Origin of the sequence: Jiangella endophytica, assembly GCF_003427025.1 — a bacterium.
In the GTDB taxonomy this organism is placed as follows: domain Bacteria; phylum Actinomycetota; class Actinomycetes; order Jiangellales; family Jiangellaceae; genus Jiangella; species Jiangella endophytica.
This window is the reverse complement of record NZ_QVAI01000003.1, coordinates 126,391-147,279: the sequence shown is the minus strand read 5'-3', so window position 1 is coordinate 147,279 and position 20,889 is coordinate 126,391. Positions and strand designations below refer to the sequence as shown.

The window sequence follows — 20,889 nt, the reverse complement described above, 5'->3', positions numbered from 1 at the left end:
AACGACCCACGACGACCGGGAGTCAGGGACGGTCAGCTCGCTTCCTTGCGATACGCGGACGGCGTCTGCCCGTTGTAGCGGTGGAACGCCTCGTACATCCTGCTCACCGAGCTGAACCCGGACCGGTGGCACACGGCGAGAATGGGCAGGTCGGTGGTCGCCAGCAGGCGTTGCGCCTCGCTCAGCCGCAACCGGATCACGTACTCCCACAGGGTGAGCCCGCAGACCCTGCGGAAACTGGACATCAGGTGATCGTGGTGCCGGCCGACCGCCCGGGCGACGTCCTCGACGGTGAACGGCTCGACGAAGTGGCGCGTCACGTACTGGATCGCGGTGGCCACCAGAGTCGCGGTGGCGCTGCCCGGCGGCTTGCGGATGCGCGACGCCGGCGTGGACGCCGCCAGGAGCCGGAGCAGGCGCGCGTGCATCTCCATCTCGACCGCCGACCGCAACCGGATGTCGGGCGACCTGAGGTCGGACACCCAGCGGGTGAACGCGAGCGTGTCGACGGTACGTTCGTCGGGCCGCGGCACCGAGATGACCAGCTCCCCCGCCAGCAACCGGTCCAGCAGCTCCGCCGAGCCCGCCCAGGCCAGCACGTTGACGATGGGGACCTGCGCGACGTGGTAAACGGTGACCGGAGGCTCCGGGTCGATGTCGCGGTGCGGGACACCGCCCCAGAACGCGGCCAGCTCGCCCGGGACCAGGCGCACCTCCCGGCCACCGAGGTCCAGCGTGATCGAGCCGGACTCGACGCAGTGGATTTCCAGCTCGAGATGGGTGTGGCAGCCACCCACCCGCAGATCGTCCATGCGGCCACCCTCGGGCTCGCGCCGGAACGTGAAGGCCGACAGGCCGTAGGGCTCGAACCGTGCGCCGATCGCCTTCGCAGGTCGCGTCACGAACACCTCTATTCGGGAAAGACGAGTAGTAAAATGGTAATGCCGCAGGATGAAACAGTCTGAGATGTTCGGACTATGTTGCGCAAGAGTGGCCTGTGGGCGAACGGACGGTCACACCGTCCGCCGCGCGCCGATACCGTCGCTGACCTGCCCCGTGTGGGCCGGCCGGTCGTCACGGTGGAGTTCCGATGACGGCGCCGACAGGGCTGCGGGTCGAGCACCTCGACCATCCCGTCGGGCTCACGACCCGGATTCCGCGGCTCTCCTGGCGGCTTCCGCCCGGGACGAGAACGCAGCATGCGTTTCGCGTCCGCGCCGACGACTGGGACAGCGGCCGCGTCGACTCCGGCCGGTCCCTGCTGGTGCCCTACGGCGGGCCGGCGCTCCGCTCCGGACAGGCGGTCGGCTGGACGGTGAAGGTCTGGACCGAGACGGGCGAGAGCGACTGGGCCGAGCGAGGCCACTGGGAGATGGGGCTGCTCGGCCCGTCCGACTGGACGAGCGACTGGGTGGTGCCGCTCGATATGTCCGTCGACCGGCCAACCGGCCATCCGTCCCCGGTGTGGCTGCTGCGCGGCGCCGCGTCGCTGCCCGGCGCCGCGGCCAGAGCCCGCCTGTACGTGACGGCGCACGGGGTCTACGAGATCTTCCTCAACGGCACCCGGGTCGGCGACCTCGAGTTGACGCCGGGGTTCACCTCCTACCCCGCGACGCTGCAGGTGCAGACCTACGACGTCACCTCGCTCCTGCGTGCCCCTGGCGAGAATGTCATCGGGGCCGTCCTGTCGGGCGGATGGCTGAAATGGGCGACGATGTACCGTCACCTGCCCCTGGGCCTGCTGGTCCAGTTGAACGTCGACGGCTCCGACGGCTCCGTCACGACGACGGGGTCCGGCTCGCACTGGACAGCGTCCACCGGTGCGATCCGGACGGCCGACCTCCAGCAGGGCCAGGTCACCGACCTGCGGGCGGAACCGGCGGGCTGGCAGGAACCGGGGTTCGACGACGGCGGCTGGTCCCCGGTCGGCGTCGGTGCCGTCGACCTGACCCGGCTGACCGGCTCGCCCGCCCCGCCGGTCCGCCGCGTCCAGGAGCTCCGGCCGATCTCGGTGATCCGGGCGGCTCCGGACCGGCAGGTCGTCGATCTCGGCCAGAACATCACGGGCTGGACGAGGCTGGCCAAGCTCGGCCCTGCGGGCACGACGCTGCGACTCACCCACGGGGAGACCCTCGACCCGGGCGGCGACGTCACGCTCGGTCACCTCCTCGAGCCGGACACCGTCGACACCGAGGCGTTCCAGCGGGACGAGGTCACTTCGGCCGGCCGACCCGGCGAGTCGTTCGAACCCCGGCATACCACGCACGGTTTCCGCTACGTCCGGATCGAGGGCCACCCGGACGAGCTCGCCCCCGACGACATCACGGGGATCGTCGTCCACACCGACCTCCGCCGGTCCGGAACCTTCGAGTGCAGCGATGACCGGCTCAACCGGCTGCACGAGGCGGGCGTGTGGAGCTTCCGGGGCAACGTCTGCGACCTCCCCACCGACTGCCCCACCCGGGAGCGGGCCGGCTGGACGGGCGACTGGCAGATCTTCGTCTCGACCGCCGCGTTCCTGTTCGACGTCGCCGGGCTCTCGACCAAGTGGTTGCGCGATCTCGCCGCGGACCAGGGGCAGGACGGCGTCGTCTGGCACTCGGCCCCCAATCCCCAGCGCCACCACGTCCACCCGCCCGGGTCGGCCGGCTGGGGCGACGCGGCTGTGATCGTGCCGTGGGAGATCTACCGGGCCTACGGCGACGAGCGCCTCCTGAACGAGCAATGGGGGTCGATGGTCGCCTGGGTCGAGTACGCGGCGCGCTCGGCCCGCCGGGCCCGTCACCCCGGCCGGGCGGCCGCCCGGCCGGACCCAGCTCCGCACGAGCGGTTCGTGTGGGACACCGGATTCCATTGGGGCGAGTGGCTGGAGCCGGAGATCCCCGCCGCCGGGTCCGGGCCCGACCCGGTCGGGGACTACGTCGCCCAACTCGGGCGCGCCGACCACGGAGCCGTGGCCACCGCCTATCTCAGTCACTCAGCCCGGTTGCTGGCCCGGATCGCCCGAGTGCTCGGCCGGATGGACGCGGCCAGGCGCTACGACGAGCTGGCCGACGCCGCCGCGGCGGCCTGGCGGGCGGAGTTCCTGCTCGCCGACAACCGGCTCGTGCCCGACACGCAAGCGACCTACGTGCGCGCCCTGGAGTTCGGTCTGGTGCCCGACCGGCGGCGACCGGCCGTTGCCGAGCGGCTGGCCGACCTGATCCGCAAGGCCGATACCCACGTGGGCACCGGCTTCTTGGCCACGCCCTACCTGCTCCCGGTACTCGCCGACCACGGCCACCTCGACATCGCCTACGAGCTGCTGCTCCAGGACACCGAGCCGTCGTGGCTGACCATGATCGACCGCGGGGCCACGACCATCTGGGAGCACTGGTCCGGCATCGGTGCCGACGGGCAGCCCAACGCTCCCACCGGGGTCGGCTCCCTCAACCACTACAGCAAAGGAGCGGTGATCTCGTTTCTCCATCGCTACGTCGCAGGCATCCGGCTGCTCGACGATCCGCCCGCGTACCGGCGGTTCCTGATCGCCCCGAGGCCCGGTGGCGGCCTGACCTGGGCCCGTGCCGGGCACCTGTCGCCGTACGGCCCGATTCGAGTGGAGTGGAGGACCGAAGGGTCGCGGTTCACCCTCGACCTCACCGTGCCCCCAGGCACCGCCGCCGACGTCAGCCTGCCCGACGGCCGCCGGCACACCGCCCATCCGGGCGAGACCCGGTTCCGCTGCACCATGCCAGCCGCGTACGGGCCGCCGGAGGCCTGTGCCCCGGCGCCCGTGTGAAGCGGCCGATCCCCCGCCACACCGATCCCCACGGCCCACCGCCTCCATCGACCGATCCGAAGGAGTTCTCATGAACGGTGCTCCTCGCCACCCGAGTCTCACCCGCCGTCAGTTCGTCATCGCCGGCATCGCCGCGACCGGCGGCGTCGCCGTGGCCGCCTGCTCGTCCGGCTCGAGCTCCGACGCCTACGGCGCCGGGGGCACGGCGGGCTCCAGCCGAACGCTGCGCTTCCACGAACGCACGAGCGCGCCCACCACACTCGACCCTGCGGTCGGCTTCTGGAACCCCCTGGCCTACGACGTCCTCATCTACCGCGCGCCCGACGGCACATTCCAGCCGCAGCTGGCCGAGTCGTGGCAGTACGTCGGTGCCGGGAACACGACCTTCGAGCTGGTCCTGCGGCCGGACATCACCTTCACGGACGGCACGCCGCTCACCGCCGACGCCGTGCGCGCGAACATCGACTACCGGAAGGACCCAGCGGTCGGGAGCCAGTCCGCTCAGTACGTGGCTGCGATCTCGGAGATCGAGATCGTGGACGACCTGACCATCCGCATTCATCTCTCCGAGCCGAATCCCTTGCTGCCCACCTTGTTCAGCCAGGGCATGGGGGGCCCAGGCATCCTCGTCAGCCCGGCTGCGCTCGAGGATCCGTCCGTCCTCGCCACGGGGACCCACGGGGTGAGCCGCTATCTCCTGGTCGAGGACGAGACCGTGCTCGGGGATCACTACGCCTTCGCGGCCAACCCCGACTACTGGAACCCCGATGAGGTGCACTGGGACGGCGTCGTCGTCCACTACCTGCCTGAGGAGAGCGCAGCCCTGTCCGCCCTGCAGACCGGGCAGCTGGACGCCGCCTGGGCGTCCTTCGCGATCACCGGCGCCGGGCGCGACGCGGGTCTGAGTGTGACCGGTCCCGGACGGCCGATCATCCTGGGGCTGACGCTGACCGACCGAGGCGGCGTGGTGGTGCCCGCTCTCGCGGACGTCCGGGTCCGACAGGCACTCAACTACGCGCTGGACCGGACGAAGATCACCACCGCACTCATCGGTGAGTCCGGCGCACCGGTCGATCAGCTCGCCACTCCTGACGGCGCCGGGTGGAACAGCGACGGCTTCTACCCTCACGACGTGGAGCGAGCCCGTGAGTTGCTGACGGACGCCGGCTACGCGGACGGCTTCACCATCCCCGTCCGGCTCCCCAACTCCGAGCAGCACACCCGGCTGACTCAAGCCATCGCCGACGCACTCAGCGACATCAACGTCCGGTTGGAGCTCCAGGCGGTGCCCGGCAACCAGTGGGACGCGGCGGACGCCGCGACGAACAGTGCGTTCGGTGCGACCTACCTGGGCTGGGGCATCGACGACCCGGTGCGGATGGCGGCGAGCTTCTGGCTGGCCGACGCCACCAACAACACCTTCGGCAGCACCGACGAGACCCTTCAGTCCTTGCAGGAGCAGGCGATGATCGCCGGCGAAGACGACCGCGAGGACATCGACCGTCAGATCATCGCCCGGGTGGCGGAGCTGGCGTGGTTCCTCCCCGTCCTGGTCCAGGGCGAGTCGGTTCTGTACGACGACGAGCTGGTGGAGGTTCCATGGGTCGATTTCCTGAGTGTGCCCACGGTCAGCGAGTTGCGGCCCGCCTCGTGAGAGGCGCCACGAGAGCGAGGGCGTCATGCTGCAGCTGATCGCGCGTCGGCTCTCCGTGTCTGTCCTGCTCATCCTGCTCATCTCGTTCCTCACCTTCGTCCTGCAGTCACTGGCGCCGGGCGACGTCGCGAAGACGATCCTCAACTCCGGTTCCGGCCAGTTGGGCGGCGGCTACACGGACGAGCAGTACCAGGAGCTCCGCCGCGCCCTCGGCCTCGACCAGCCACTGCTCGTGCAGTACTGGGACTGGCTCAGTCACGCCATCCGCGGCGACCTGGGGGTCTCGCCCGTCAGCGGCGTCGACGTGACCTCGGCAATCAGCAGCCGGCTTCCCGTCACCGTGTCACTCGTCGTGCTCGGCACCGTCGTCACGGCCGCGCTCGGCATCGGCCTCGGCATGATCAGTGCGGTTCGCGGCGGCCGGCTCGGCCGGGTCGTCGACGTGTTCTCGGTCATCGGGTTCGCTCTGCCCAACTTCTGGCTGGCGCTGCTGCTCGTCGCGTTGTTCGCCGTCTCCTTGGGGATGTTGCCGGCGACCGGCTACGTGCCGATCGACGTCTCGCCCGCGGAGTGGGCGCGCAGCCTGATCCTGCCGATCGCCACCCTCTCGTTGTCGGCCACCGCGAGCTTCGCGAAACAGACCAGGGACTCGATGCTCGACACGCTCTCCCGCGACTTCGTGCGCATGCTCCGTGCCAACGGTGCCTCCGAGGCCTCCATCGTCTTCCGGCACGGCCTGCGCAACGCCGCGATCCCGGTCGTGACGCTCGTCGGCCTGCTGTTCATCGGGCTGTTCAGCGGAGCGGTGTTCATCGAGAGCGTCTTCGCTCTGCCTGGCATGGGCCGGCTCGCGGTCCAGGCCACCGAGCAGCACGACCTCCCCGTCGTTCAGGGGGTGGTGGTCGTGCTGACCCTCGTCGTGGTCGTCACCAACCTGGCCGTCGATCTCGTGTACGGCTGGCTCAACCCCAAGGTGCGTGTGTCGTGACCGCAGTCGCCTCCCAGGACCTGGCCGCCCCGTCGAGCGACGAGCCGCCGGGCGGGAACAGTCGTCCGGCCGTGTCGAGGACACCGACCTGGCGTCGACTACTGCGCCGGCCGCTCGCCGTCATCTCCCTGGCATACCTCGTCCTCCTGGTGCTCGCTGCCGTGTTCGCCGACGTCGTGGCACCGTACGACCCGGCCGACCTGGACCTGGATCACGTCCTCAGCGGGCCGTCCGCAGGCCACCTCCTGGGCACCGACCCGCTCGGCCGGGACGTCCTCAGTCGGCTGATCCACGGCGGCCAGGTGAGCCTGGTGAACGGGGGTGTCGCCGCGCTGACCTTCGTGATGGTCGGCGTCGCCACCGGGCTCGTGGCGGGATTCTTCGGCGGATGGACCGATCGCGTCTTCACCTGGGCCGTCGACGTCGTGATCGCGATCCCGGGACTGATCGTGCTCCTGGTCGTGCTCACGGTGTTCGGCGGGAACATGACGGTGGCGATGGCCGCGCTCGGCATCCTGTCGGCACCAGGATTCGCGCGAGTCGTGCGTGGCGTGACGCTCGGCGTGCGACAGGAGTTGTACATCTCTGCTGCCAAGGTCAGCGGCCTTCCGACCCGGCACATCCTTCTACGCCATGTGCTCCCTCGCGTGACGGGACCGATCCTCGTACAGGCGTCGCTGTTCTTCGGCGCCGCCCTCCTCGTGGACGCCGGGCTCGCCTACCTCGGTTTCGGTGTGCAGCCACCCACCCCCACCTGGGGCGGCATGATCATCGAAGCCGCCAGCGTGATCAGTCAGCAGCCCTGGCTGCTGGTGCCGCCGGGCATCACCCTGGCGCTGGCGACGCTGTCGTTCGCCCTCCTGGGTGACGCCATCCGGGACACGTCCGCCGAGCGGACCGGCCGTCAGTCCGGGAACGCCCGGCGTCGATCGGCGGCGCGGCGCGCGGAGCTCCCGCGTCCGGCCGGCGCCCCGGATCCGGCCGCGCTGCTGTCCGTGCGCGGGCTGACAGTCTCCCTGCCCACGTCCGGCGGCACGGCCGACGTCGTGGCCGATGTCGACCTCGACGTCCGGCCCGGTGAGACCGTCGGTCTGGTCGGCGAGTCGGGCTGCGGCAAGTCGATCACCGCGAGTGCGCTGCTCGGTCTGCTTCCCGCCGGCGGCGAGATCAGGACCGGACGGGTCCAGCTCGGCGATGTCGACCTCACCACGGCCGGCAAGAGCTTGCTCCGCTCGGTGCGCGGCTCCCGCATCGCGCTGATCTCGCAGGAACCGGTGGCCAGTCTCGATCCGGTCTTCACCGCGGGTCAGCAGGTGGACGAGCTGGTGCGGCGCCACCACGGTGGCAGTCGTCAGGCGGTTCGGGCCCGCACCCTGGAACTGCTCACGAGCGTGCGCTTGCGCGATCCGGAGAGCGTCGCGCGCCGGTATCCCCACGAGCTGTCCGGCGGCATGGCGCAGCGGGTGGCGATCGCGATGGCCCTGGCCGGCGAGCCGGATCTCCTCGTCGCCGACGAGCCGACGACAGCGCTCGACGTCACCGTCCAGGCGGAGATCCTCCGGCTGCTCCAGAGCATCCAGGCCGAACGCGGCATGGCGGTCCTCCTGATCACCCACGACTGGGGCGTAGTAGCGCAGGTGTGCCAGCGGGCCTACGTCATGTACGCGGGGCATGTCGTCGAGTCCGCACCGGTCGCGGCCATGATCGATCAGCCGCTGCATCCGTACTCCGCGGGTCTGCTGGCGTCGATGCCCGGCCGTGGCCGTCCGGGCCACCACCTGGCCTCGATCCCCGGGACCGTGCCGGCCCCCGCGGATTGGCCCGCCGGCTGCCACTTCGCCCCGCGATGCGCTCTGGCCACCGAGGACTGCGCGGCTCCGGTGCCGCTCTCGGAGCCGGCGCCCGGCCGGCTCTCTCGATGTGTCCACCACGACCGCCTGATCGAGGGGGCGACAGCATGACGGCGAGCGGCCTCCTGGAGATCCAGGACCTGCGGGTCGAGTTCGCCGGACGGCGACGTCACGACGCCGGCGTGCTGGCCGCCGACGGCGTGAGCCTGCGGATCGACGACGCGGAGACTCTCGGACTGGTCGGCGAGTCCGGATCCGGCAAGTCGACGATCGGGAACGCGGTGCTCGGGCTGGTGAAGCCGGCCGCTGGACGCATTCTCTTCCGTGGCCAGGACGTCACCCACGCGACGACGCGGGAGCGCCGCCGACTGGGCCAGCACATCCAGGTCGTCTTCCAGGATCCGTACAGCTCACTCAATCCGTCCCGCACCATCGGCCAGACGTTGGGTGAGCAGCTGCGGCTGGTCCGCGGCCTCGACCGGCGAACCACCAGGATCCACGTCGAGAACGTCCTTCGACAGGTGGGGATGCCGGCGGACACGATGAGCCGCTATCCGGCCGAGTTCTCGGGCGGGCAGCGGCAACGCATCGCCATCGCTCGCGCGCTCGTGATGGAACCGGACCTGGTGATCTGCGACGAGCCGACCAGCGCGCTGGATCTCTCGGTCCAGGCGCAGATCCTCAACCTCCTGCTGGACCTCCAGGCCCGGCTCGGTCTGGGCTACCTGTTCATCTCCCACGACATCGACGTCGTCCGGCACATGTCCCACCGGGTCGCCGTCCTGCTCCACGGGCGTGTCGTCGAGCAGGGCCCGGCCGAGGGCGTGACCCGTCACCCGGACCACGAATACACCCGCACGCTGGTCGCCGCCGTCCCCTCGGTGGACGTCGCGGCCGAAGCACCGCCGAACGGGCGGGCACCCCACCGCAACGAGCAAGGAGAAGCATGATCACCCACTGGGAACGAGGGCGAGAGATCCCGCTCGCCGACGACGCGGATGTCGTCGTCTGCGGCGGCGGACCGGCCGGCTTCGCCGCTGCCGTCGCCGCCGCTCGCGCTGGCGCCCGAACCGTCCTGCTCGAGGCGCACGGTTGCCTGGGCGGAGTGTGGACGGCCGGCGCGCTGAGCTGGATCCTCGAGGCCGACAAGCCGGGTATCCTCGCCGAGCTGACCGATCTGCTCGATCGCCGCGGCGCCCGGGCGGGAAACGCCGACACCAGCTTCGGTTACGACGTCGAGATCATGAAACTCACCCTGGACGAGCTCGTCGCGGCCGCCGGTGTGCGCGTACAGCTCCACACCCGGGTCTCGGCCGCGTCCACCGACACGGACAACCGGCTGTCGACTGTGGTGACCGAATCGAAGTCCGGCCGGCAGGGCTGGAACGGACGGGTGTTCATCGACGCCACGGGCGACGGCGACCTCGCGGCACAGGCCGGGTGCAGGTTCGACTACGGGCATCCGGACACCGGAGAGGCCCAGCCGATGAGTCTGATGGCACTGCTCAGCGGCATCAATCTGGCCGAGGTCGACTCGTTCGTGGCCGGCGGCGCCGAGCTGGCCGGATCCGCCCCGATGCCGCAGTCACGGCGGTACCTCGCCGCCAAGGACCGGTTGCGTGACGAGTTCGCCAGAGCGGGCATCGAGCCGAGCTACGCGGCCCCCACCCTCTGGTGCATCCACGAGGACCTGTTCGCACTGATGTCGAACCACGAGTACGGCGTCGCCGCCACGGACGCGGAGCAGATCACCGATGCCACCGTCCGGGCCCGGGCCGAACTGCACCGCCAGGTGAGCGCCCTGCGTTCGCTCGGCGGCGCGTGGTCCGGCCTGCGCCTGGTCTCCACCGGCGCCCAGATCGGGGTCCGCGAGGGACGCCGCGTGCACGGCCGGTACCGCGTCACGGTCGACGACCTGCGGACGGGCACCCGGCATCACGACGCCGTGTGCCGGGTCAGCTCGGGAGCGGACGTCCATGCGCTCTCCGCCGCCGAAGGCGGCTACCTGAGCCGCGCCACGAGCGTGCTGCAGAGCAGCACCGTCGCCACCAGCCGCGTCGCCCCGGTACAGACCTATGACATCCCATTGCGTGCCCTCATCGCTCGCGACGTCGACGGCCTCCTGCTCGCCGGCCGATGCATCAGTGGCGACTTCCTCGCGCACGCCAGTTACCGGGTCACCGGGAACGCGGTGGCGATGGGCCAGGCCGCGGGTGTGGTCGGCGCGTTGGCCGCACGAGCCGGCGTCGCACCGCACGACGTTCCGTGGGACGACGTCCGGGCCGGTCTCGACGCGGCCGGTCTGGCGGCCGCTCACACCACGTCGACGGAACGGAGCAGATCGAGCGCGATGGCGCGCGCCGCCGGGCCGTCGTCGGCCCAGTGAGCGTTGCCGCTCGTTCTCGTCCAGGTCTGGAAGAGTCCGCTGACCTTGCCGAAGGAGTTGTCGAGAACGACGTGCGGGATGCCGGCGAGTACAGCGAAGACGTGACCGTGCAGCTTGTTCGTCACCAGCACACGACCCGAGCTCTCCAGGCGCAGCCCTCGGTCGACGCTGCCGTGACACAGTGGCGCGAAGGTCGCGGCGTAGGCCCGCCAGAGGGGCGCGTGGGTCGACGGCCACCGTCCCATCCACCGACCCAGGACGAGGTGCGCGCGACGGGCCGCTCGCCGGTCCCCTCGCCACCGCGGTTCGACGCCGGTGCGACTGGCCCACTCGATCGTCCGAGTGGTGATGCCGTCCGGCGGCGGCCCGTGATCGACGTATTCCGGATCTTCGGGCCGCCAGGTGTTCCACAGGACATCCACGTCCGGTGGCTGCGGTCGAGCCAGCGGACCGAGGCCGAACGCCATGTCCGGCACCAGCCGTATGTCGGCATCGAGCTGCTCGCGTGCCCGGGTCTCGCTGAGCTGATCACGCACCATCAGGACGAAGTTGTTGTGCTCGGTCACCAGCCGCCGAAGTCGGTCGATGTTCGGCTGGTGCCTGAAGTAGGCCGCGATCGGCAACTGGATCAGCCGAACACCGCGCAGCTCCGCGAGCAGACGCTCTCTGGTCTCGGGCGTACCGAAGGTGTAGAGGTCACCGAAGTCACCGCCTCCGGTGATCAGCACGGGGCCGTGCGGAACGGCGCGACGCAGCGCGGGGAGCGACAGCGTGTTGTACGCACACTGGTAGGCGACTCTGACGCCGAGCCGCCGCAGTGACGCCAGCGTCCCGAGCCAGATGGCCATGTCCCCAGGGTTGCCGACCCACCGGGGCCAGCCGTTGGCCCATCCGTGGAAGTTGACCAACGCCACCTCCGTGGCGCCGTCCAGGGCCACTTTCAAGGCGTCGTCGATACGGTGCCCGAGATCCGCGATCAACTCGGCGTCGGGGTTGCCGGTCCGCTCGCGGCCGGCCGTGGCATCGGACATGTCGATTCTCCTGTCAGCCATGGTCGTGTTCGAGCTACTCCGGCCGGGTGCCACACGGAGACGCGGTGCGCGAGCGGTGCACCCTCACCGTCGACTCCCGCTCTGCTGCGACACGGTCCGGCGAGTGCTTGCCGCCTCGATCACGTCGATCGCCGCCGCGACTCCGCTCTCTCCCCTGACCTGCTGGGCCAACCGTGCCCCGCGGTGTGGGAGTTGCGGGTCGGAGGTCGCCGTCTCGATCGCGACGGCCAGCGACTCCGCGGTGAGCCGACGTTGCGGGACCGGCTCCGGCGCCACCCCGAGTGCCTGCATCCGGCGGGCGCTGAACCACTGATCCGGCAGGAGCGGGCACACCACCTGCGGACGACCGGAGGCCATGGCCGCGCCCGTGGTCCCGAGGCCGCCGTGGTGCACGACGGCCGCCACCCGCTCGAACAGCCAGTCGAACGGCACGTTGTCAGCGAACGCGATGTCGTCGCCGACGTCGCCCGCAGTCAGGCCGCTCCACCCGCCGACCACCACGGCCCGGACGCCGGTCAGCCGGACGGCGCCGCGCACGATGCGCCCGAGCCGGGCCGGATCGGAACTCACCGTGCTGGCGAAGCCCAGGTAGATGGGTGGCGGGCCATCGGCCAGGAACGCGGCCAGCGCCGGATCCGGAGCCCAGCCGTCCGGTGCCGGGAGCGTCCAGAAGCCGGTCGTGTGCACCCACGCCGGATAGTCGGTTCCGCTGGGCAGTAGCCGCGGGCTGAACGGGTGCAGGATCGGCGTCGGTGTGCCATCGGGCTGGCGATAGCGCGCGCCGGGGCGACGCGCCAGGCCGAGACTGCGCCGCCGCCACGCCGACGAGCTGCCGCTGAACGCCCACCAGATCGCCTGGCTCGCTCCATAGGTGGCCCGGTTCCACCGCGCTGGCCAGGGCCAGGGAAATGATGGGTCGGGGAACGCGCCGGTAGGCACCCAGTAAGGCTGCGGGCACATCAGGACCGACGGAGCGTCGAGGTACTCGGCGACGTCGTGACCTGCGCCGGCGACGTGGTGGATCACGAGGTCGACGTCGTCGCCACCGGACCGCCTGAGTTCGCGCGCCATCGTCGCCAGGTCCTCCTGGACGAGGCCCACGAGACGGCGGGTCTTCGGGATGGTGGTCAGCAGCCTCCGCGTTCCGCCGGGTCCGCGGAAGGCCGTCTCCAGGCCTTTCACGACCTGGATGTCATCGGCCAGGACGTTCGGCCCGTCGTGGAGCCGAACGACCCGGTCACAGAACGGCTCGGCCAACCAGGCCGACTGCGCGGGGGCCGCCATGGTCACGGTGTGCCCGGCGGCGCCGAGACCTCTGGCCAGCGCTGCGAACGGCTGGACGTCGCCGCGACTGCCATGGGTGATGAGCAAGAGTTTCACGGCACTCCCCACATACGGATGTCCGCGGTAGCGGCTGGCTCTCACTCGATCTTGCGACGGGCCCCCGATTGTCACCAATCAAGTCAACGACGTCTCGCATCCCGAATGCGCACGCTCGCACGGAATACGGCCTAGAATTTCTCACCCGTAGAATCGACGCTTCGTACCGCGAAACTCAACTGACCAGATCAATAGTCCGCGTGCGCGCCAATGTTTCAGATGGACGCTCGCCGAACCGCGCCCGGTACAGCGCGGAGAAGTGACCGTAATGATGGAAACCCCAGCGGCCCACCAGTTGTTCGAGCGTCACGTCCGAGGCATCGCTGTCGAGCAGCGCCGCGTGGACGCGGTCCAGCCGGGTGTTGCGCAGATACACCATCGGCGACTCGCCGAGGTGCCGCTTGAACCGCAGCTGCAGGGCCCGCTCGCTGATGGAGGCGAACCGGGCGAGGCTGCCCGTGGTGTGCTCCCACTCGGGGTGCTCAGCGACGATCTCCAGCACCTTGGCGACATAGGACGGACACCCGCGCGATGCTCGGGGACGGCCGTCGTTCGCCCCCGCGCCGGCTTCGGTCTCGCACCGATCGACCACAGCCGATCGGTGATCGTGCGGTTGCCAGCGCAACAACATCGCCAGGAGCATCCGCTCGAACTGTTGGGCGGCCAACGGGTCGGTGAGATACGAGTCGGGGCGCTCGAGCTCGGCGACGAACAGGCACCACAGCCGATACCAGCTCAGCCCGGGACCAGCGTGAAGGTCCATGGCCGGCGCGAACCGAACCGGCCGAGCCAACGGGCCGCGAGCCGGTGCGCGCAGCGTGTCGTCGACGGCAGCCTGGGTCACCCCCAGGACGGTGAGGGTGCTGTGGTCACCGGTCCGCAGATCGATCCGATCGCCGATGCCGATCAGCAGCGCCCGGCCGGGCACGAGGTTCCAGTGGCCGGCACCGGTCCGGACACTCGCCGCGCCCTCGGCAGGGGTCACGATGGCGTAGCCGTCTCCCGTTGCCTCCGCGACCAGCCGGACGGACTCCTCCGTCCGCAGGCGTACGAAAGCGAGACCGCCACTGCGGTCCCAGCGGAACGTCGGCTGGGCCGCGGTGCTGCCATCGTATTCGCGGACACCCCAATGCAGGACGTGCCGGAAGAGATCCGTCACCCCCTCGCACGAACGCGGGCGCATCGGTTCACGTTGGGCGCTGTCCGAACTCGTCACCGCGATGCTCCCGGCGACGGGCCGCCAGCCCGGGCGCCGAACACTAGTTGATGCTGTGTATTCACGATCTGCCGCCCCTGCACAGTCCGACCGCTCCACGGAATTCTGCCCTCCGTAACCACCGAGGACTATCAACAGAACGAATCGTGACATCGCCGCGACGAATTCTGACGGTGGCTTATTCTGCCGACGTTGAATCGTCGCCTGACACGGGTTGCTCACATGTCGACGCGTTGAGTGCGCACGGCCGGCCGGTTGCCTCTGCCCGGGCGACCCGGGTGCCGGAACGATCCAGGGAGGGTCACGATCGGGAACGGGGCCGATCGTTCGCCGCCGCACGCTGCCGCGACATGATCACCTCCACCCGGGGATCCTGTACCGAACCAGGTCTGCGGTTCACCTGATGCGCGGGTGGTCCTCGTGATGGCCCACCCCGAACGGAGCCGGTCGCCCCGCCCGCCGAGCTCGCCGGCCCATCACTCCTCACCATGGCGAACGCGACCGTTTCCAGGCGTTTCCGCGCTATACAGCCGAATGTCCTGAATGTTTCCGGCGTCACGGGAAGATCTGCAGTTCGGTCTCGATCCCGCAAAGAGCGCAGGACATTCGCTCACCCCAGAGGTCCAGACCATTGACGGCTAGTCTGACCCGGTGGTAGACCAACCGGCCAATAGGTCTACTGGCGCGACTCTGCGTCTCGAATGCGAGGTACCCCATGGCGACATCCGTTCCCCGCGCCCGAGCGCACCGGACGCACCACCGCGACCGGGCACCCGGTGCCCACCGCCCACGCCGCGGGAGAGTCAGCCGGTTCACCGCCGGCGTGGCAGCGGCCGCGCTGGGCGTGTCGGGGCTGGCCGCCGCCGGGCTGCCTGCGAACGCCGCGACCGACGACGCCGAGCCGACGTCGTTGACGATCGCCGTGGCGCAGGAGGTCGACTCGCTGAGCCCGTTCATCGCGGTGCGGCTGCTCACTACGAACATCGGCCGCTGGATGTACGACTTCCTCACCAACTATGACCCGGAGACCGGCGAGACGGTCCCGGCGCTCGCCGAGGACTGGGACACCTCCGAGGACGGCCTCACCTGGACCTACTACATCCGTGAGGACGCGACCTGGACCGACGGCGAGCCGGTCACCGCCGAGGACGTCGCGTGGACGTTCAACACGATGATGACGGACCCGGCCGCCGCCGAGGCGAACGGCAACTTCGTCGAGAACTTCGCGTCCGTCACCGCGACCGACGAGCAGACCGTCGAGATCGTGCTCAACGAGCCGCAGGTCACCATGCTCGCGCTGGACGTGCCGATCCTCCCGGAGCACATCTGGTCGCAGGTCGACGACTTCGGCGCGTTCAACAACGACACCGAGTTCCCGATCGTCGGCAGCGGGCCGTTCATCCTCACCGAGTACGAGCCGAACGTGTCGATCACGCTCGAGGCGAACCCGGACTACTGGCGCGGCGAGCCGAAGTTCGACCAGTTGATCCTGCGCTACATCGACGACCCCGACGCGCAGGTCGAGGCGTTGCGCAGCGGCGAGGTCGACTTCGTGTTCAACCTGACGCCGGCGCAGTACGAGACGCTGCAGAGCGAGGAGAACATCGCCGTCAACGCCGCGCAGGGCAAGCGGTTCCAGGCCATCACGCTGAACCCGGGCGCGCGGCTCCAGGACGGCACCCCGTTCGGCGACGGCCACCCGGCACTGCAGGACCCCGCCGTCCGCGAGGCGCTCGTGCACACCATCGACCGCGACGCCATCTACGAGGTCGCGTACGGCGGCCTGGGCGAGGCGAACGGCGGCTACATCCCGTCCCGCTACGACACCTACCACTGGGAGCCGGAGGGCGACGAGGCGACGGCCTTCGACATCGACGCCGCGAACCAGCTGCTCGACGAGGCCGGCTACGCACCGGGTGGCGACGGCATCCGGGTCGGCCCGGACGGGCGGCCGCTGTCGTTCCGGTTCAACGTGCACGGCGACAACCCGCAGTACGTCCAGGCCGCCGAGATGATGGCCGAGTGGGCCCGCGAGGCCGGCATGGAGCTGCTGGTCGAACCGGTGTCCGAGGTCGGCTCGCTGCTCGACGAGGGCACCTACGACATCCTGACGACCGGCTGGAACGTCAACCCGGACCCGAACTACGTCCTGTCGATCAACCTGTGCTCCGGGCTCCCGACGGAGCTCGGCGGGCCCTACCTGTCCGACGCGTACTACTGCAACGACGCCTACGACCAGCTCTACGCCGAGCAGCTGTCCGAGCTGGACGTCAATGCCCGCGCGGAGATCGTCAAGGAGATGCAGCAGACGCTCTACGACGACAACATCTTCGTGGTGTGGGGCTACGCCGACCAGCTCGAGGCCTACCGCAGCGACGTCATCGCCTCGATGACCCCGCAGCCGGACCCGGGCGGCAACTACTACGGCCAGGACGGCTACTGGAGCTGGTGGTCCGCGGTCCCCGTCGGTGAAGATGACGACGCCGCGGGCGGCTCGGGCTCCGGCGGCGACAGCAGCGAGGACGGCGGCTCGAACACCGGGCTGATCGTCGGCATCGTCGCCGCGGCCGTGGTGGTCCTCGGCCTGATCGTCCTGCTGCTCCGGCGTCGCGGCTCGGCCGCCGACGAGCGCGAGTAGACCGCCTCGCCGAAGCCGGCCCGGCGAGGGCAGGCGTTGAGAGGACAGAATTGGCTGATTCGGCACTGCCGACCGCACCGGTCCCGCAGCTCGCGCAGAGCGTGCGGGACCGGTCCGGTGTCCGGCGCAAACTCAGGTACTACGGCGAGAAGCTCGGTGGCTCGCTCGTCTCGCTCTTCGCCGTCATCCTGACCAGCTTCTTCCTGTTCCGCATCATCCCGGGCGACCCGGTGCGGACGATGACGCACGGCCGCCCGGTCAGCATCGAGCAGCAGGAGCAGCTGCGCCGCGACTTCGGCCTGGACAAGTCGGTGGCCGAGCAGTTCTGGTCCTACCTGACGGGCGTGCTGCGGCTGGACTTCGGCGACTCGTTCCAGTTCAACCGGCCGGTCACCGACCTCATCGCCGACCGGTTCTGGCCGACGGTGCTGCTGGTCGGCACCAGCGTGGTGATCTCGGCGGCGCTCGGGCTGTGGCTCGGCGTCCGCGGCGCCTGGAACCACGGCAGTCTCAGCGACCGCGTCAACACCGGCATCGCGCTGACGCTGTGGTCGGTGCCGAGCTTCTGGCTGGGCCTGATCCTCATCGTGGTCTTCGCCTCCGGAGCCGGCTGGTTCCCGACCAGCGGCATGGAGAGCACCGGCGTCGAGGGCTGGGAGCGCATCCCCGACATCGCCCACCACATGGTGCTGCCGCTGGTCACGCTGGTCGCCGTCGTGTACGCGCAATACCTGATGATCATGCGGTCGTCACTGCTGGACGAGATGGGCAGCGACTACATCGTGACGGCGCGGGCGAAGGGCCTGCGCGACCTCATCGTGCGCCGTCGCCACGCCGTCCCGAACGCATTGCTGCCGACGGTCACGCTGATCTTCGTCAACCTCGGCTTCGTCGTGTTCGGCGCCGTGCTGGTCGAGACGATCTTCAGCTGGCCGGGCCTGGGCCAGCTGTTCTACTCCGGCCTGAGCGTGCCGGACCTGCCGCTGGTGCAGGGCCTGTTCATCCTGTTCTCCGCGGCGGTGATCCTCATGAACCTGCTGGCCGACCTGCTCTACCCCATCCTCGACCCACGGGTGCGGCCGTGAACGGCCTGGCGTGGGCGCGGCGACGGCGGACGGTCGCGCGCTTCTGGTCGCAGTTCCGGCAGAACAAGGCCGGCGTGTTCGGGCTGGTCGTGCTGGCCTTGTTCGTGCTGACGGCGCTCCTGGCGCCGGTTCTCACGCCCGACAACGCGCTCAGCGTCACCCGTCCGCCGGGTTCGCCGCTGGAAGGGCCGAGCGCGGACTTCCCGCTGGGCACCGACCGGTCCGGCCGCTCGATGATCGACCTGATCATCTGGGGGTCGCGGGTCTCGCTGACGGTCGGGTTCTGGGCGACGTTCATCTCGATCACGGCCGGCACGCTGTTCGGGATCCTGGCCGGGCACTTCGGCGGCTGGGGATCCAGCCTGCTGATGCGCGTGACCGACTGGTTCCTCGTCATGCCGTCGCTGGTGCTGGGCGTGGCGCTGGCCGCCGTCATGGGCCGCAGTCTGACGACGATCATCATCGCGATCGGCGTGACGACCTGGCCGACGACGGCCCGTCTCGTACGTGCTCAGACGCTCGCCGTCGAAGCGCGTCCGTACATCGAACGGGCCAAGGCGCTGGGCGGCGGGCACCTGCACGTCATGAGCAACCACGTGCTGCCGAACGTCATGCCGATCGTGCTGGCGCAGACGACGCTGATGGTGGGAACGGCGATCCTGACGGAGTCGACGTTCGCGTTCCTGGGCCTGGGCGACCCGACGACCGCCTCCTGGGGCGCGACGATCCAGGCGGCCCGCGACGTGGGCGCCGTCAGCTCCCGCATGTGGTGGTACATCCTGCCGCCGGGCATCGCGATCGTGCTGGTCGTGCTCGCGTTCACGCTGGTCGGCCGAGCCATCGAGGGCGTCCTGAACCCGAAGCTGAGGGAGCGCCGCTGATGGGCCTGCTCGAGGTCTCCGACCTGACCGTCACCTACCGGACCGCCGGCGGCGAGGTGCCGGCCGTCCGCGGCGTGTCCTTCGCCCTGGAGGCCGGCCAGAAGCTGGGGCTGGCCGGCGAGTCCGGCTGCGGCAAGTCGACGATGGCGCTGGCGCTGCTGCGGCTGCTGCCGAAGACGGCCGGGTACACCGGTGAGATCCGGTTCGACGGTGAGGACATCCTGACGATGTCGTGGGGACGGCTGCGGGCGGTCCGCTGGGCCGGCGCGTCGATCGTCTTCCAGGGCGCCATGCACTCGCTGAACGCCGTCCAGCGCATCGGCGCGCAGATCGCCGAGCCCATCCGGCTGCACTCGAAGGCGACCGAGGCCGAGATCCGGCGGAAGACCGGCGAGCTGCTCGAGCACGTCGGCCTGCCTGCCCGGCGCGCCGACGCGTACCCGCACGAGCTGTCCGGTGGGCAGCGCCAGCGTGTGATGATCGCGATGGCGCTGGCCTGCGACCCGCAACTGATCGTCGCCGACGAGCCGACGACGGCGCTGGACGTGATGATCCAGGCGCAGATCCTGACGCTGATCGAGTCGCTGGTCGCCGAGCAGGGCATCAGCCTGCTGATGATCAGCCACGACCTGTCCGTCCTCGCCGACACCTGTGACCGGCTGGCCGTCATGTACGCCGGGCGGATCGTCGAGGAGGGCCCGGCCGCGGCGGTGTTCGGCGCGGCCCGGCACCCGTACGGCGCGGCGCTGGCGGCGGCGTTCCCGCGCATCGGCGACCCGGCGTCGCGGCGGCGGCCGCAAGGACTGGCCGGCGATCCACCCGACCCGGCCGACCTTCCGTCCGGCTGCGCGTTCCACCCGCGCTGCGCCGTGCGGCTGGACCACTGCGCCGCCGTCGACCCGTCGCTGTGGCCGGTCGCCGGTGAGGACCGGCAGGCTGCCTGCGTCCGCGTCCTGCCCGACGAAGGGCTGTCCCTGGTGGCGAAGGAGTCCGCGTGAGCGAAGCGATCCTGTCCGCTGAGGATGTCCGCGTCGAGTTCGAGGCCCGCCGCGGCGGCGGCCGCGCTCGCGCCGTCGACGGCGTCAACCTCGACATCGCGCCGGGCGAGATCGTCGCGCTGGTCGGTGAGTCCGGCTGCGGCAAGACGACGCTGGCCCGGACGCTGCTCGGGCTGGAGCGGCCGACGTCGGGCCGTGTACTGCACCGCGGCACTCCCCTGGAGTACTCGTCGCGGGCGCTCAAGCGGTTCCGCCGCGACGTCCAGCTCGTCCTGCAGGACCCGAGCGGCTCGCTCAACCCGCGGCACACCGTCTACGACGCCGTCGCCGAGGGACTGCGCATCCACGGCGACGTCCCGAACGAGCGGGAGCGGGTCGCCGACGCGCTGTCGCGGGCCGGGCTGCGGCCGCCGGAGCGGTTCTTCCTGCGCTTCCCGCACGAGCTGTCCGGCGGGCAGCGGCAGCGGGTCGTCATCGCCGGCGCGCTGGTGCTGGAGCCGAACGTGATCGTCGCCGACGAGCCGGTCGCGTCGCTGGACGCGTCGGTGCGCGGCGAGATCCTGGCGCTGCTGCTACGGCTGCGCGACGAGCTGGGGCTGGCGGCGCTCGTGGTGACGCACGACCTCGGGCTGGCGTGGAACATCGCCGACCGGGTCGCCGTCATGTACCTCGGCCGGATCGTCGAGACCGGGCCGGTGGAGAAGATCCTCACCGCGCCGGAGCACCCGTACACCCAGGCGCTGCTGTCGGTGCTGCCGGACGCGCCCGGCTCCCCCGTCGTCCTGCAGGGCGAGCCGCCGGATCCGACGCGCATCCCGTCCGGCTGCCGGTTCCACCTACGCTGCCCGGTGCTGGCCTCCGGTGCGGCGGCCGCTGCCGGGGTCGACGGCGCGTGCCGCGGCTCCGATCCAGGCGTGCTGACCGGCGGGACGGTCACCCAGGTGGCCTGTCACTACGCGGCTCAGGTGACGGTGCGCTGA

General features: G+C 70.5%; 15 protein-coding genes. 11 read left to right on the top strand and 4 right to left on the bottom strand.

The annotated features are described in order from the left end of the window. Positions 1 to 32: 32 nt before the first annotated feature. A complete protein-coding gene (locus DZA62_RS07650) occupies positions 33 to 902 on the bottom strand; it encodes a helix-turn-helix domain-containing protein (RefSeq protein ID WP_157987536.1) in 870 nt (289 codons plus the stop codon). Between the two features lie 188 nt (positions 903 to 1,090). Between DZA62_RS07650 and DZA62_RS07645 the strand changes: the two genes are divergently transcribed. The 6 genes from DZA62_RS07645 to DZA62_RS07620 all read left to right on the top strand — a co-directional run bounded on the left by DZA62_RS07645 (position 1,091) and on the right by DZA62_RS07620 (position 10,659). Then, positions 1,091 to 3,781 carry a family 78 glycoside hydrolase catalytic domain gene (locus DZA62_RS07645; protein ID WP_116948281.1) on the top strand — a complete coding sequence of 897 codons (2,691 nt, stop codon included), beginning with the start codon at positions 1,091 to 1,093 and terminating at the stop codon, positions 3,779 to 3,781. A gap of 70 nt (positions 3,782 to 3,851) precedes the next feature. Continuing rightward, positions 3,852 to 5,435 carry an ABC transporter substrate-binding protein gene (locus DZA62_RS07640; protein ID WP_116948280.1) on the top strand — a complete coding sequence of 528 codons (1,584 nt, stop codon included), beginning with the start codon at positions 3,852 to 3,854 and terminating at the stop codon, positions 5,433 to 5,435. Positions 5,436 to 5,460: 25 nt separating this feature from the next. Next, entirely contained in the window at positions 5,461 to 6,423 is a 963-nt protein-coding gene (locus DZA62_RS07635) for an ABC transporter permease (RefSeq protein WP_116948279.1), read from the top strand. Next, the gene (locus DZA62_RS07630; protein ID WP_198663517.1) at positions 6,420 to 8,384 is read left to right on the top strand and encodes a dipeptide/oligopeptide/nickel ABC transporter permease/ATP-binding protein; all 1,965 of its coding nucleotides are present in this window, start codon (positions 6,420 to 6,422) and stop codon (positions 8,382 to 8,384) included. The genes DZA62_RS07635 and DZA62_RS07630 overlap by 4 nt, the downstream gene beginning before the upstream one ends. After that, a complete protein-coding gene (locus DZA62_RS07625) occupies positions 8,381 to 9,223 on the top strand; it encodes an ATP-binding cassette domain-containing protein (protein WP_116948278.1) in 843 nt (280 codons plus the stop codon). The genes DZA62_RS07630 and DZA62_RS07625 overlap by 4 nt, the downstream gene beginning before the upstream one ends. Beyond that, complete coding sequence (locus DZA62_RS07620) at positions 9,220 to 10,659, top strand: FAD-dependent oxidoreductase (protein ID WP_116948277.1); 1,440 nt, start codon at positions 9,220 to 9,222, stop codon at positions 10,657 to 10,659. Before DZA62_RS07625 ends, DZA62_RS07620 begins: the two co-directional genes overlap by 4 nt. On the opposite strand, the gene DZA62_RS07615 is transcribed toward DZA62_RS07620, so the two are convergent. The 3 genes from DZA62_RS07615 to DZA62_RS07605 form a co-directional block, all read right to left on the bottom strand. Then, on the bottom strand, positions 10,587 to 11,690 hold the full coding sequence (locus DZA62_RS07615) for a polysaccharide pyruvyl transferase family protein (RefSeq protein ID WP_198663516.1): 1,104 nt from the start codon (positions 11,688 to 11,690) through the stop codon (positions 10,587 to 10,589). The genes DZA62_RS07620 and DZA62_RS07615 overlap by 73 nt on opposite strands. An 84-nt stretch (positions 11,691 to 11,774) precedes the next feature. Then, complete coding sequence (locus DZA62_RS07610) at positions 11,775 to 13,091, bottom strand: glycosyltransferase (RefSeq protein WP_116948275.1); 1,317 nt, start codon at positions 13,089 to 13,091, stop codon at positions 11,775 to 11,777. 175 nt (positions 13,092 to 13,266) lie between these two features. Then, positions 13,267 to 14,307: an AraC family transcriptional regulator gene (locus tag DZA62_RS07605; RefSeq protein WP_198663515.1), complete on the bottom strand. Its 1,041-nt coding sequence runs from the start codon at positions 14,305 to 14,307 to the stop codon at positions 13,267 to 13,269. Between the two features lie 715 nt (positions 14,308 to 15,022). Here DZA62_RS07605 and DZA62_RS07600 point away from each other — a divergent pair. From DZA62_RS07600 to DZA62_RS07580, 5 genes are read left to right on the top strand one after another with little or no spacing between them, the layout of a single operon-like run. Then, positions 15,023 to 16,945 carry an ABC transporter substrate-binding protein gene (locus DZA62_RS07600; protein ID WP_116948273.1) on the top strand — a complete coding sequence of 641 codons (1,923 nt, stop codon included), beginning with the start codon at positions 15,023 to 15,025 and terminating at the stop codon, positions 16,943 to 16,945. 50 nt (positions 16,946 to 16,995) lie between these two features. Continuing rightward, on the top strand, positions 16,996 to 18,030 hold the full coding sequence (locus tag DZA62_RS07595) for an ABC transporter permease (RefSeq protein WP_116948272.1): 1,035 nt from the start codon (positions 16,996 to 16,998) through the stop codon (positions 18,028 to 18,030). Then, on the top strand, positions 18,027 to 18,911 hold the full coding sequence (locus tag DZA62_RS07590) for an ABC transporter permease (protein WP_116948271.1): 885 nt from the start codon (positions 18,027 to 18,029) through the stop codon (positions 18,909 to 18,911). The genes DZA62_RS07595 and DZA62_RS07590 overlap by 4 nt, the downstream gene beginning before the upstream one ends. Continuing rightward, positions 18,911 to 19,909 (top strand): ABC transporter ATP-binding protein, encoded by a 999-nt coding sequence (locus DZA62_RS07585; RefSeq protein ID WP_116948270.1) that lies wholly within the window; start codon positions 18,911 to 18,913, stop codon positions 19,907 to 19,909. Before DZA62_RS07590 ends, DZA62_RS07585 begins: the two co-directional genes overlap by 1 nt. Continuing rightward, a complete protein-coding gene (locus tag DZA62_RS07580; RefSeq protein WP_116948269.1) occupies positions 19,906 to 20,889 on the top strand; it encodes an oligopeptide/dipeptide ABC transporter ATP-binding protein in 984 nt (327 codons plus the stop codon). Before DZA62_RS07585 ends, DZA62_RS07580 begins: the two co-directional genes overlap by 4 nt.

What these genes read in the sequence shown, in the direction of transcription:
- DZA62_RS07600 (WP_116948273.1), top strand. Translation starts at nt 15,023, where the DNA reads ATGGCGACATCCGTTCCCCGCGCCCGAGCGCACCGGACGCACCACCGC.
- DZA62_RS07645 (WP_116948281.1), top strand. Translation starts at nt 1,091, where the DNA reads ATGACGGCGCCGACAGGGCTGCGGGTCGAGCACCTCGACCATCCCGTC.
- DZA62_RS07620 (WP_116948277.1), top strand. Translation starts at nt 9,220, where the DNA reads ATGATCACCCACTGGGAACGAGGGCGAGAGATCCCGCTCGCCGACGAC.
- DZA62_RS07640 (WP_116948280.1), top strand. Translation starts at nt 3,852, where the DNA reads ATGAACGGTGCTCCTCGCCACCCGAGTCTCACCCGCCGTCAGTTCGTC.
- DZA62_RS07585 (WP_116948270.1), top strand. Translation starts at nt 18,911, where the DNA reads ATGGGCCTGCTCGAGGTCTCCGACCTGACCGTCACCTACCGGACCGCC.
- DZA62_RS07635 (WP_116948279.1), top strand. Translation starts at nt 5,461, where the DNA reads ATGCTGCAGCTGATCGCGCGTCGGCTCTCCGTGTCTGTCCTGCTCATC.
- DZA62_RS07625 (WP_116948278.1), top strand. Translation starts at nt 8,381, where the DNA reads ATGACGGCGAGCGGCCTCCTGGAGATCCAGGACCTGCGGGTCGAGTTC.
- DZA62_RS07615 (WP_198663516.1), bottom strand. Translation starts at nt 11,690, where the DNA reads ATGTCCGATGCCACGGCCGGCCGCGAGCGGACCGGCAACCCCGACGCC.